The organism is Allobosea lupini (genome assembly GCF_900109525.1).
In the GTDB taxonomy this organism is placed as follows: domain Bacteria; phylum Pseudomonadota; class Alphaproteobacteria; order Rhizobiales; family Beijerinckiaceae; genus Allobosea; species Allobosea lupini.
Genome location: NZ_FOAN01000002.1, coordinates 207,827 through 220,337, shown reverse-complemented (window position 1 = coordinate 220,337; position 12,511 = coordinate 207,827). Strand labels below are relative to the sequence as shown.

The following is a 12,511-nucleotide window of genomic DNA, read 5'->3' as shown; positions in this document are numbered from 1 at the left end:
CTCACTTCTCCAGCCGCGGGTTGAGCACGTCGCGCAGGCGGTCGCCGACCAGGTTGATCGAGACGATCGTCATCAGCAGCGCAAAGCCGGGGAAGACCGAGATCCAGTAGCTGCCCGAGAGCATGTACTGGAAGCCGTTGGCGATCAGCACGCCGAGCGAGGGCTCGGTCTGCGGCAGGCCGACGCCGAGGAAGGACAGCGTCGCCTCCAGCGAGATGGCATGGGCCGTCTGCACGGTGACGATGACGATCACGGGCGCTAGGCAGTTCGGCAGGATGTGCCGGAAGACGGTACGGGCATGCGACAAGCCCAGCGACTGCGCAGCCTCGACATACTCCTTGCGCCGCTCGACCAGGGCCGAGCCGCGCACGGTGCGGGCGTAATAGGCCCACTGCACCATCACCAGCGCGATGATGATCTTGTCGACGCCCTTGCCGAGGCCCGCGACCAGGATCAGTGCGACCAGCACCGAGGGCAGGGAAAGCTGAAGGTCGACCAGGCGCATGATCGCGTTCTCGGTGCGCCCGCCGGCATAGGCGGCGATCAGGCCGATCGCCGCGCCGAGGCTCGCCGCCAGGATGCCGGAGAAGGCGCCGACCATCAGCGAGATGCGCAGGCCGTAGAGGATGCCGGAGAGCAGGTCGCGACCGACGCCGTCCGAGCCGAGCCACATGGTGAAGCCCTCGCCCGAGAGCGAGCCCGGCGGCTGGCGCGAATCCATCACGTCGACGCTGGCGAGATCATAGGGGTTCTGCGGCGCGATCAGCGGGGCGGCGAGGGCGAGCAGCACGATCAGGATGAAGAGGGCGAGCCCGAACAGCGCAAGCCGGTCCTCGATGAAGGAGCGGACGAAGCGCCGGAACGGTGTCTCCTCCTTGGCCTCGACGGGCGGTGCGGCAGCGGGCAAAGCGGCGTCGCTCATGATGTCGCCTCCGTCAGGCGTACGCGTGGGTCGAGCGCCGAATAGACCAGGTCGACCAGGAGGTTGATGGTGACGAACAGCACGACCACGACCATGACATAGGCGACTATCACCGGCCGATCGAGCCGGGTGATCGCCTCCAGCAGCAGGCGGCCCATGCCCGGCCAGGCGAAGATCGTCTCGGTCACCACCGAGAAGGCGACGAGCGAGCCGAACTCCAGACCGAGCACGGTGACGATCGGGATCATGATGTTCTTGAGGATGTGGACGCCGATGATCCGGCTCTGCGACAGGCCCTTGGCCCGGGCGAACTTGACGTAGTCCATCAACGCCGCCTCGCGTGCGCCGGCCCGCGCCAGGCGGATCACCAGCGAGATCTTGAGCAGCGCCAGATTGAACGCCGGCAGGGCGACATGCTTCCAGCCCTGGAGCGACAGCAGCGAGGTCTCGAAGCCGAGGATCGAGACCGTCGGCCCGCGCCCGGTCGCCGGAAGCCAGCCGAGGCCGACCGCGAAAGTCAGGATCAGCATCAGGCCGACCCAGAAGGTCGGCAGCGAGAAGCCGAGGATCGAGACCGCCATGATGAAGCGCGACAGCCGGCTCTCCGGCTTCAGGCCGGCATAGAGGCCGAGCGGCAGGCCGATCACGACCGCCATCACCAGCGCGACGAAGGCGAGCTCCAGCGTCGCCGGCATGCGGCTGAGGATCAGCTTGATCGCGGATTCGCCATGGACGAAGGAGCGGCCGAGATCGCCCTGGACGGCGTTCTTCAGGAAGACCAGGAACTGTTCCCAGATCGGCCGGTCGAGCCCGAGCGCGCGCGCCGTCTCGGCGATCTGCTGCTGGTCCATCTCGGGCGAGATCAGCATGTAGATGGGATCGCCGACGACATTCACGCCGAAGAAGACGATCACGAGCATCGCCGCGATGACGAAGAGAGCTTGCGCCAGGCGGCGCAGGACGAATGCCAGCATGGTCCGGTGCCTTCCGGAGCGGAGTGCGGAACATCACCCCATTCGGCGGGGCCGATGGGGTGACGTCTTCGCATTTCAACAAGAAAAGAGTGTCGCGCGGTCCGGATCGGGCTTCAAGCCGGTCCGGACCGGATCAACGGGCCCGGTCAGTCCTTACGAATGCCGGTCGCGAGCGTGTACTCGTCGGTGCGGGCCTGCACCTTGACGCCCTTGCGCGAGGCCCAGGTGTTCAGCTGGTAATGCGTCGGGATCAGGCCGACATCGTTCATGCTGATCTCCATCGCCTCCGCCAGAGCGGCGTCGCGCTTGGCGTCGTCGACGGTGCGCAGGGCCTCGTCCAGCTTGGCGTCGAAGGCCGGGTTGGAGTAGCGACCGCGATTGGTCGCGCCCATGCCCTTCTTCGGATCGAAGGTGGCGAGCAGCGCCTTCAGCGAATCCGAGGATTCACCGGTGCCGGCGCCCCAGCCGACCAGGATGAAGGAGAACTCGGGCACATTGCCCTGGCCGCCCTGCGAGGCGCGGGTGAAGAAGTTCGCCGACGGCAGCGTCTCGACCTCGGTCTCGATGCCGAGGCGCGAGAACATCTGCGCGACGGCTTCGATGATCTTGGTGTCGTTGAGATAGCGGTTGGTCGGCCCGTGCAGCTTCATCTTGAAGCCGTTCGGGTAACCGGCCTCCGCGAGCAGCTTCTTGGCGCCGTTGAGGTCGAAGGCGACCGGCTTCAGCTTCTTGGAGGTGCCGAAGAAGCCGTCGGGCAGGAGCTGGCCGGCGGGAATCGCCTCCTTCTCCATGATGCGCTCGACGATGCCCGGGCGGTTGATCGCCATCGACAGCGCCTGGCGGACCTTGAGGTTGCGCAGCGGGTTCTTGATCTCCGAGCCGTCCTTGCCCTTGATGAAGGGCGAGACCTCGCGGAAGTGATCCATGTGGAAATAGATCACCCGGTTCGAGACCGTGCTCGAGACGTTGAGCTTGGCGTCGCCCTTGAGGCGGGCGACGTCCGAGGTCGGCACGTTCTCGATCACGTCGAGATCGCCGGCGAGCAGCGCCGCGACGCGGGTCGGCGCCGAGGTGATCATCCGGAAGGTGACCTTCGACCACGGCTCCTTGCCGCCCCAGTAGGTCTCGTTAGGGGTCAGCATGACGCGGTCGCCCGCGACATACTCGGCCTGCTTATACGGGCCGGTGCCGCCGGCGGCGCATTTGCCGAGGTTGAAGTCCTCTGTGGTCGTGTCCTTGCACTTGGCCGAGATGACGCCGAAGGTCGAGAGGTCGGTCGGGACCAGCGGAGCCGGCTCCGTGGTCTTGATCCGGATGGTGTGGTCGTCGACCTTGGTGAATTCCTTGCCGCGGACATAGGCGTTGAAGCTCGACGGGCTCTTCGGCACGTTCGGCGCACGCTGCATGGTGGCGATCACGTCGTCCGCCGTGAACGGCGAGCCGTCATGGAACGTGACGTTCTTGCGGAGCTTGAATTCCCAGGTCGTGTCGTCGATCGCCTTCCAGCTCTCGGCGAGCCCCGGCTTCAGCTGCTGCTTCTCGTCCTGCCCGACCAGCGGCTCGTAGATGTGCCGCGCCAGCATGTTGTTGGGGGTGAGGTTATGGTAGTGCGGGTCGAGCGAGCTGAGCTCGGCCGACAGGCCGATCTTGAGCTCCTGAGCCGATGCGATGCCGGCGATGCCGATGACCGGAGCTGCCACAATGGCGAGCTTGAGAGCTTTCAGCCCCTTGGCGCTGAACGTTTTCATTCCGAACCTCCCGATGGCTGTGGGGCGCCATCTTTAACAACTGAGCCGCGGGTGGCGAGTCGCCGGATTGGCCGGTCTGCCCCTCTTCTCGCCCGGCCGGGTTTGTAGAACGATTTCTTATACCTGTAAATTATACGGCTTGTGGAAATATATAATCTGACTGCATAGATGGATGCGAGGCGCGGATAGGGTGGGCAGGACCATGGCGAGCACGGCAAGATCCGCCCGCCCGCCGGCATCGACCAGCGGGCGCCGTCCTCCGAGCCTGCGCGAACTCGAAGTGCTGCAGGCGATGATCGCCACCCGCAAGACGGTGGCGGCAGCGCAGATGCTCGGGATTTCGCAGCCTGCCGTGTCGCGGGCGCTCGCCGCGCTGGAAGCCCATGTCGGCCGCCCGCTGTTCGCGCGCGAAGGCGGCAGGCTTGTGCCCACTGCAGATGCCTTTGCGCTCGACGCAGAGGCGCAGCCGATCTTCGCGGCGCTCGAAAGGCTGAACAGCTGGCCCGGGCAAGCCGTCCAGGCCAGCGTGTTGCGCATCGCGACCCCGCCGACCCTGGCTCAGTTCGTCCTGCCGCCGGTTCTGGCGGAATTCCGCCGGCAGGAGCCCGATGTCGTGGCGAATGTCGAGATCGACACCAGCTCGACAGTGATCTCCCAAGTTGCCGACCGGGCGGTCGACCTGGGATTGGTCGACATGTCGGCCTCGCATATCGGCATCCACGGCGAAGCGATCCGCGAGGCCGTCGCGCATGTCCTGATGCCGGAGGAGCACCCGCTCGCGGATCGCGAGGTGCTGAGCCCGCAAGACCTTGCCGACGAGCCGATCATCGCCCTGGCGCGGCGCTTTCCCGAGCGCATCAAGGTGGAGCAGGCTTTTGCCGATGCCGGCGTGGCGCTCCGTTTGGTCGGAGAGGGGACGGCGGCTGTTTTCGTCGCGGAGATGGTCAGGCAGCGCGTCGGCCTTGCCTTGCTGAACCCGTTTCCACTGACGCTCGGCGGCCTGTGCGGGCTGGTCGCCCGCCGCTTCGCGCCGGCGATCGCCTATCGCACGATGCTGCTGTTTCCATCCGCCGGCTCGGTCGCGCCGGCGGCGCGCCGCTTTGCCGATCTGCTGATCGCGATGCAGCCGGAGGACGGCCTGACCATGCCGATCAGGTAGCGCTCAGAACGCCTTGAAGGTGATGATCGTGTGGGTGTCGGCGATCTCGGGGATCGACTGGACCTTCTGGGCGACAAAATGGCCGATATCGACGTCGGCCGCGACATGGAACTTGGCGAGGATGTCGTAATTGCCGGCGGTCGAGTAGATCTCCGAGGCGATCTCGCGGTCCGCGAGTTCGCTGGCGACCTCATAGGTCTTGCCGAGCTTGCATTTGATCTCGACGAAGAAGGTCTGCATCGCTTGGCTCCGGAATCCTGTCGCCTCTGGATAGTGCCTGCTGCGATCGGGTCAAGCGCCTGCGAGTTCGGCGATGCGGCGCGTCATGGCGCTGTCAGGATCGGCGAGGCCGGCAATCACCGTGAAATGGTTGGCGCCGTCGATCTCCTCATAGCGCGTGCGCACGCCTTCCAGGCCCCAGATATCGGTCAACCTCCGGCTCTGCCTGAGGTATTCGGCGCTCTCGGTCCCGCCGACGACCGCGTCCATGACGAGCCCGGACGGCGCCGGCCAGAACAGCGGGCTTTCGCGCTCGGCGCCCTCCAGCGTCAGCCCGAGCGCCTTGTTGATGCTGGTCTCCGTCAGCGGCTTCAGATTGTAGAGGCCGGAGATGCCGTAGGCAGCCGGCACGATCTGTTCGGGAAGCATCGGATCGACATTCTTCCAGCCCGTCGCCAGCAGGCAGGCGGAAAGCTGGCCACCGGCCGAATGCCCCACCGCGACCACCGGCAAATTGTAGCGCAGCCAGATCGTCGCGGCAGCCTGCTGCAGCTCCCAGACGATATGGCCGACCTCGACCTGCGGGCAGAGGTCGTAGCCAACGACCGCGACGGGGACACCGAGCAGGTTCAATCCGCGCGCCATGTGCGAGAAGTGGCTCGGATCGAGCGCCTGCCAGTAGCCGCCATGGATGAAGAGCACGATCGCCTGGCTCTTCACGTCTTCCGGCTTGAACAGGTCGTAGGTCTGGCGCGGGCCCTCGCCATAGCGGACGCCGCGCTCGCTGACTGCGACCTCGCGATAGGCGGCGGCGTCGCGGGCCCAGCCGGCGATGATGCCGGGGTGCTCGGGAACACGGCCGCGGTTGTTGTATTCGGTCTCGTAATCGACTGACATCATGTCCTGATCTTGCTGTGCCGCGGCCGGAGCTGGCGGCTCGGTTTGGAACCAGTTTGCGCCATGCGCACCCGGCCGGTCGAGGTCTTTTGACAGGGGCTGCGACAAACGCGACAAGACGCAGCCTCGATCGCGCCGGAGCCCACCATGGACAATCCCGTTCTCGCCGAAGTCACCCGTGGCAGCACGGTCGAATCGCGCCACCGCGGCGCGGCGATCGTCGTCGATGCCGACGGGGCGGTGGTCTTCTCGCTGGGCGACGTCGAGCATCCCGTCTTTCCGCGCTCGGCGGTGAAGGCGCTGCAGGCCCTGCCGCTGCTTGAGAGCGGCGCCGCCGACCGTTACGGCCTGACCCCGGCCGAGATCGCCCTCGCGGTGTCTTCGCATTCCGGCGAGGAGCGCCATGCCGAAACCTCGTTGGCGATGCTGAAGAAGGCCGGCCGCGACGCGGGCTGCCTGGAATGCGGTGCGCATTGGCCGATGGGCGAGGCGGCTGCGCGAGCGCTCGCCCAGGCGGGGCGCGAGCCGAGCGCGCTCAACAACAACTGCTCCGGCAAGCATGCCGGCTTCATCTGCCTGTCATGCGGCCTCGACGAGGAACCGGCCGGCTATGTCAAAGCGGGCCATAAGGTGCAGCAGGCGGTTCGCGCCGCGCTGGAGGAGGTGACCGGCGCCGCGCACAAGGCCGAGCTCTCCGGCACAGATGGCTGCTCGATCCCGACCTATGCCGTGCCGCTGAAGGCGCTGGCGCTCGGCTTCGCCCGCTTCGGCACCGGCAATGGCTTCGGCCCCAGGCGGGCCGAGGCGGCGCGGCGCATCCGCGAGGCGGTCGCCGCCAACCCGTTCATGGTCGCCGGCACCGGACGCTTCGACACCCGCTTCATGGAAGTCTTCGGCGCTCGCGCCTTCATCAAGACCGGGGCCGAAGGCGTTTATTGCGGCACGCTGCCCGAGCTCGGCTACGGCATCGCGCTGAAATGCGATGACGGCGCCGGCCGCGCCACCGAGATCGCGATGGCCGCGCTGGTCGAGCGCTTCCTGCCGCGGCAAGGCAATGACGAAGCAGCCTTTGCGCCGTTCCGCGAGACCGTCATGAAGAACTGGAACGGCATCGAGGTGGGTCGTGTCCGTGCTGCGGAGGCGCTGCGGTCGCGTGCTTGACGGCGAAGGCGTGCCGGCGCGAGGGTCGCCGCCCGCTTCCGGTCCCGCGCGATGCCGCCTGCTCCAACGCCAGATGAGAATGCTTCTGCGCCCGGCCGCGCCAGCGCCTTCAGCCGCGACCTGCTGGCCGGGCTGACGCTGGCGGCGATCACCATCCCCGAGCAGATGGCGACGGCGCGGCTCGGCGGTTTCGAGCCGCAGGTCGGCTTCTATGCCTTCGTCGCGGCAACATTGGGCTTCGTCGTGTTCGGCGCAAGCCGCCTGCTGACGGCCGGCGCCGATTCGACGATCACGCCGATCTTCGTCAGCGGGCTCGCGGCACTGGCGGCGGGCGGCGTGATGCCGGCGGGTTCCGCGACCCTGCTCGCGCTCCTCGTCGGATTGTCGCTCGTCGTCGCCGGCCTGCTCCGGCTCGGCTGGATCGCGGATCTGTTGTCCGTGCCGGTGCTGACAGGCTTCCTCGCCGGCATCGCCGTCCACATCGCCGTATCACAGCTCCCCGGCCTGCTCGGCATTCCCGGCGGCGGCCATCACATCGCCGAGCAGTTCGCCGCCCTCTGGCGCGGACTTGGCGGAATCAACCCGATCTCGCTGGCGATCGGTGTCGCGACATTCGCAATCGTAGATCTGTGCGAGCGCCTCGCGCCACGCGTGCCAGGGGCGCTGTTGGCGCTGGCGGGAGCAACGGCGGCGGTTGTACTCTTTCGGCTGGAGACGCACGGCGTCGCGGTGCTCGGCGCCTTGCCCGCGGGCTGGCCGAGCTTGGCGCCACCCGAACTCGACTGGGCCGATATTCGCAGCCTCGTTCCACTCGCCCTGGTCATCGCGCTGGTGGTGATGATGCAGACGGCCACCGTCAGCCGCTCCTTTCGCGATCCGGATGGTGCCGAGCCGAAGGTCGACCGCGATTTCATCGGCCTTGGCGCCGCGAACCTCTTCGCCGGGCTGGCCAGCACCTTTCCGGTCAATGCGAGCCCGCCAAGGACGGCGGTGGTGGCCGAAAGCGGCGGGCGCTCGCAGCTCGCTGCGGCGACGGCGGCGCTGATCGTGCTGGCGCTTGCGGTCGCGGGCGGTTCGCTTCTGGCACAGGTGCCGGTGGCGGCGCTGGCCGGCGTGCTGCTCTTCGTGGCGCAGCGCATCGTCCGGGTGGAGGTCATCCGGCGGATCGCCGGTCAGTCCCGCTCCGAATTTGCGCTCGTCGTGCTCACGGCCATCGCGATCGTCTGGCTGCCTGTCGAGACGGGCGTCGCCGTCGGGATCGGCCTGTCGCTGCTGCACGGGGTCTGGATGACGACGCGCAGCGAGCCGATCGAGCAGTTGCGCATCCCCGGCACGACGATCTGGTGGCCGCCTGAGCCCGGCCACCAGGGCGAGCAGGTCGATGGTGTGCTCGTGATCGCCTTCCCGGCGCCGCTGCTCTTTGCCAATGCCGAGATCTTCCGGCGCGGCGTGCTGGCGCTGCTGGCCGAGCGCAGGCCGACCTTGCTCGTCCTCGATGCTGGCGGCATCCCGGCCATCGATTATACGGCGGCGCAAGGCTTGTTGGCCGTGGCGGCGGCCTGCCGGACGCAGGGCGGAACCTTCGCCATCGCCCGGGCCGAGTCGGTGCGCGCGCTCCAGGCCTTGCTGGATTTCGGCGTGACCGCCGAGATCGGGGCGGAGCACGTATTCCACAGCGTGGAGGAGGCGGTGAGGGCGCTTGGGCCGATGCGGGCCGCGAGCGTCAGCTGACCGAATTGCCCTCGACCCGGATGCCGGCGGCGCGCTTGTCCTCGCCCTTGGTCAGGTCGCCGGTCACCGCCTTGCCGAATTCGGTGCCGACGACCGCGCCGAGCTTCGCCTCGCTGATCACATTGTTGGCGATCAGCGCATTGCGCTCCTTGGGGACGAGCGAAACCGAGATGCCGATGCCGGTTCGCCGGACGACATTGCCGGTCGCGACGAGGTTGCGCATCGCCCAGGACCAGCCGAGCGTTATGCCGACATCGCTGGCGTTCTCGATGACGTTGCCGGTGACGGCCGCCTCGGCCTCGACATGCAGGCCCGAGCCGCCGACGGGCTCCTTGCCCTTCGGCGCCAGCCCCTTCTGGGCGTTGCGGATGATGTTGTTGGCAACGACCGCGAGCCGCCCACCATGGTCGAGATTGGTGACGCTCGCGCCCTGTGCGCAGTCCTCGATCAGGTTGTTGGCGATGATCGCGCCCTCGAAGGCAAATTCCGAGTAGAGCGCCGTTTCGCCGCAGCGCCGGCCCTGATTGCCGAGAATCTGCACGTTCGAGCCGGAATTGTTGCGGATGAAGGTCAGCGCGCAGTCGCGCAGCGTATTGCCTTCGATCACGACGCCGCCGGCGCGGAAGAGGCTGATGCCGTTGCCGTTCGGCCCGTCGCCGCCGGCATCGCTGCGGATGCGGTTGAGTCGGTTGCCGCGAACGAGGCTCTGATCGTCCCCGGCCTGGCTGCGCCAGAGCTGGATGCCGTTGTTGCCGCAATCCTCGACCATGTTGGCCTCGATCGCGAGCCCGCGCGAATCGAGCGAGAACAGCGCCGAATCCCGCATCGAGCGGAAGCGGTTGCGCTCGATGCGCCCGGCCGTGCGATTGAGCGTCAGCCCGACCGAGCCGGCATTGGCGAACTCGCAGTCGGACAGCGCGAGATCGAGCACCTCCTCGGCATTGAGCAGGCCGATGCGCTGGCCAAGCTTGATGTCGAGCCCGTCCAGCATGATGCCGGCGATGGCGGCCCGCTTGATCCGCCGCGCCACCAGCATCGGCCCGGCCTGCGCCGCGATGAATTGCGTCGCGCCGGGAACGCCGATCACCCGGGCATTCTCCGGCAGTACGACATTGGCGATGCGATAGCGGCCGGGCGCGACGATCAGCGGCGCATCGCGCTTCACCGCCTCGACCAGCGCGGCCTGGAGGGCACGCGACTGATCCTCGGCGGAGCCGGGGCGCAAGCCGAACTGTGCCGCCTCGAGCCCGAGCATGCCGAGCGGAGCTGGCGTGCTCGGGCGCGGCGCCTGTGCCAGCACGGGACCAGCGGAGACCGCGACCGTGCCGAAAAGGGCCGTCCGCAGCCAGTCGCGGCGCGAAAGCGTCATCGAAGTCTCCATCATGCCGCAGAGCCTTCAAGAGGCATGCCGGGACCTCTGGCACGACTGCCGATTACAGGCCGAGCGCTCCGGCGATCTCGGCGGCGGCGGCGGTCGGCGCCATCTCGCCGGCGGCGACGGCCGCTTCCAGCTTTGGCGTGCGCGCCTTCAGCGCCGGATCGTGCCGGAGCTTGGCTTGCAGCCGGTCCTGCACCATCGCCCACATCCATTTGACGTCCTGCCGCCGGCGCTTCTCCGCGATCAGCCCCTTGGCCTCGAAACGGGCGCGGTGCTCCTCGATCTTGGCCCAGAGCGCATCGAGCCCGGCGCCGGTCAGGCCGGAGATCGTCACCACCGGCGTCGACCAGAGCGGCGAGGTCGGCGCGAGGATGTGCAGCGCTGCCTTGTATTGCGCCGCTGCGGCGCGCGCGGCGGTCGCGCCCTCGCCATCGGCCTTGTTGACCGCCAGCATGTCGGCGAGCTCGATGATGCCCTTCTTGATGCCCTGCAATTCGTCGCCGGCATTGGGCAGCATCAGCACCAGGAAGAAATCGGTGAGGTCGGCCACCGCCGTCTCCGACTGGCCGACGCCGACCGTCTCGACCAGGATGACGTCGAAGCCGGCGGCTTCGCAGAGCAGCATGGTCTCGCGCGTCTTGGCTGCGACGCCGCCCAGCGTCCCGGAGGAGGGCGAGGGGCGGATATAGGCGTTCGGGTCGATGGCGAGCTGGGCCATCCGGGTCTTGTCGCCGAGGATCGAGCCGCCGCTGCGTGTCGATGACGGATCGACCGCGAGCACCGCGACCTTATGGCCCTGGCCGGTCAGATAGCTGCCGAGCGCGTCGATCGTCGTCGACTTGCCGACGCCAGGCACGCCGGTGATGCCGACCCTGATCGCTTTGCCCGTATGTGGCAGCAGGCGCGAGAGCAGGGCTTGCGCCTGTTCGCGATGGTCGGCGCGCCGGCTTTCCGCGAGCGTGATCGCCCGTGCCAGCGCGGCGCGCTCGCCCTTGAGAATCGCATCGCCGAGCGCCGTGAGATCGACCATGCCCCGCTGGTAGCAAGCGAGCGCCCGCAACGGAAGCGAGGCTTTCGGCGGCCCAGGCCGTCATCCCCACTCTTGCCAAGCGGCGAGGAGGGTGAGACGAGTCCCGCGGGGTGCGGAGAGCCTGTCGCGTGTCCGGTTTGCGGTTTGTCGTTCTCGTCTCACTGTTGTCGCTCGTGCTCGCCGCCTGCGGTGGCCCGCCGCGTGTTCTGGTGGTTTCGGCGGCGAAGCCCGAGGACACCGTCGGTACGGTCCGCATCTTCGTCGCGACCTCGCGCGCCACGACCGGGCAGCCCGAATATTTCAGCGGGGAGCGCAGCCCTTCGGTCGGCTTCGCCCGGCTCGATATCAGCGTTCCGCGCGCCCATCAGGTCGGCCAGGTCGAGTTGCCGGGCAGCGTCACCAGCGCCGGTGATCCCGCCAGCCATTTCACCGTCAGCGCCGTCGAGCGGCTGACCGAGCCGGAAATCCTGAAGCAGGTGCGGGCGGAGGTCGCCCGGCGCCCGCCAAGCGAGCGCGAGGTGCTGGTCTTCGTCCACGGCTTCAACACCAATTTCGCCGACGCCGCATTTCGCTTCGCCCAGATCGTCACCGATTCCGGCTTCAAGGGCGTGCCGGTGCTGTTTACCTGGCCTTCGCGTGCCCGGGTGCTCGCCTATCCCTATGATCGCGACAGCGCCGACTTCTCGCGCGATGCGCTCGAGACCGGCCTGCGCGTGATCGCTCGTGACCTCGGCGCCAATCGTTTCGACATCCTCGCGCATTCGATGGGGACGCTGCTGACGGCCGAGACCCTGCGCCAGGCGGCGATCCGCGGCGACGGCAGCTTCGGCGGCAAGCTGCGCAACGTCATGCTTGCGGCGCCCGACATCGATCTCGACGTGTTCAAGACCCAGCTCGCCGCGATCAGGCGGCCGGTGACCGTCTTCGTCTCCTCGGACGATCGCGCGCTCGACTTCTCGCGCCAGTTCGCCGGGGACAAGGCCAGGCTCGGGGCGATCTCGGAGAAGGATACCGACGTCGTCGCCGATCTGCGCAAGGCCGGGGCGACGATCATCGATCTCTCGAAAGACCGCAGCAGCGACGACTACAATCACGGCAAGTTCGCGACGTCGCCCCGCGTCGTGCAAATGATCGGACAGCGGCTCGGCGCCGATGGACTGGATGGCAGCACGAGCGGCAGCATGCTTGGGCTCGACTCAAAGGCCTCGCCATCCTTCGCCGCGCGCGACAAATGACTGCCCAATTCTGGCCGCGTTGATCAGGCCTTAAGGGTTGGCGGCCAGAAGGTCCGC

The 12,511-nt window shown here is 67.7% G+C and carries 11 protein-coding genes; 4 read left to right on the top strand and 7 right to left on the bottom strand.

Annotation, left to right across the window (positions count from 1 at the left end):
* Position 1: 1 nt before the first annotated feature.
* The 3 genes from BMZ21_RS06555 to BMZ21_RS06545 form a co-directional block, all read right to left on the bottom strand.
* Complete coding sequence (locus tag BMZ21_RS06555; protein WP_091831093.1) at positions 2-922, bottom strand: ABC transporter permease; 921 nt, start codon at positions 920-922, stop codon at positions 2-4.
* Positions 919-1,896, bottom strand: coding sequence for an ABC transporter permease (locus tag BMZ21_RS06550; protein ID WP_091831091.1), 978 nt, complete (start codon positions 1,894-1,896; stop codon positions 919-921). The genes BMZ21_RS06555 and BMZ21_RS06550 overlap by 4 nt, the downstream gene beginning before the upstream one ends.
* Positions 1,897-2,042: 146 nt before the next feature.
* On the bottom strand, positions 2,043-3,644 hold the full coding sequence (locus BMZ21_RS06545; RefSeq protein WP_091831089.1) for an ABC transporter substrate-binding protein: 1,602 nt from the start codon (positions 3,642-3,644) through the stop codon (positions 2,043-2,045).
* Between the two features lie 202 nt (positions 3,645-3,846).
* Here BMZ21_RS06545 and BMZ21_RS06540 point away from each other — a divergent pair, with 202 nt between their 5' ends.
* Complete coding sequence (locus BMZ21_RS06540) at positions 3,847-4,803, top strand: LysR substrate-binding domain-containing protein (protein ID WP_167561559.1); 957 nt, start codon at positions 3,847-3,849, stop codon at positions 4,801-4,803.
* A 3-nt stretch (positions 4,804-4,806) separates the two neighbouring features.
* On the opposite strand, the gene BMZ21_RS06535 is transcribed toward BMZ21_RS06540, so the two are convergent.
* Together BMZ21_RS06535 and BMZ21_RS06530 are read right to left on the bottom strand one after the other, a co-directional pair.
* The gene (locus tag BMZ21_RS06535) at positions 4,807-5,043 is read right to left on the bottom strand and encodes an Lrp/AsnC ligand binding domain-containing protein (RefSeq protein WP_038361355.1); all 237 of its coding nucleotides are present in this window, start codon (positions 5,041-5,043) and stop codon (positions 4,807-4,809) included.
* A gap of 51 nt (positions 5,044-5,094) precedes the next feature.
* Positions 5,095-5,922 (bottom strand): alpha/beta hydrolase, encoded by an 828-nt coding sequence (locus BMZ21_RS06530; protein ID WP_091831085.1) that lies wholly within the window; start codon positions 5,920-5,922, stop codon positions 5,095-5,097.
* Positions 5,923-6,066: 144 nt separating this feature from the next.
* Between BMZ21_RS06530 and BMZ21_RS06525 the strand changes: the two genes are divergently transcribed.
* Positions 6,067-7,080, top strand: coding sequence for an asparaginase (locus tag BMZ21_RS06525; RefSeq protein WP_091831083.1), 1,014 nt, complete (start codon positions 6,067-6,069; stop codon positions 7,078-7,080).
* Positions 7,081-7,131: 51 nt separating this feature from the next.
* Positions 7,132-8,811 carry a SulP family inorganic anion transporter gene (locus tag BMZ21_RS06520; protein ID WP_091831081.1) on the top strand — a complete coding sequence of 560 codons (1,680 nt, stop codon included), beginning with the start codon at positions 7,132-7,134 and terminating at the stop codon, positions 8,809-8,811.
* On the opposite strand, the gene BMZ21_RS06515 is transcribed toward BMZ21_RS06520, so the two are convergent.
* Together BMZ21_RS06515 and meaB are read right to left on the bottom strand one after the other, a co-directional pair.
* Positions 8,804-10,180, bottom strand: coding sequence for a TIGR03808 family TAT-translocated repetitive protein (locus BMZ21_RS06515; RefSeq protein ID WP_167561558.1), 1,377 nt, complete (start codon positions 10,178-10,180; stop codon positions 8,804-8,806). The two genes, BMZ21_RS06520 and BMZ21_RS06515, sit on opposite strands and share 8 nt — an antisense overlap.
* Before the next feature lie 64 nt (positions 10,181-10,244).
* Positions 10,245-11,219, bottom strand: coding sequence for a methylmalonyl Co-A mutase-associated GTPase MeaB (meaB, locus tag BMZ21_RS06510; RefSeq protein ID WP_091831077.1), 975 nt, complete (start codon positions 11,217-11,219; stop codon positions 10,245-10,247).
* 128 nt (positions 11,220-11,347) lie between these two features.
* Between meaB and BMZ21_RS06505 the strand changes: the two genes are divergently transcribed.
* Positions 11,348-12,454, top strand: coding sequence for an alpha/beta hydrolase (locus tag BMZ21_RS06505; RefSeq protein WP_167561557.1), 1,107 nt, complete (start codon positions 11,348-11,350; stop codon positions 12,452-12,454).
* Positions 12,455-12,511 lie beyond the last annotated feature (57 nt).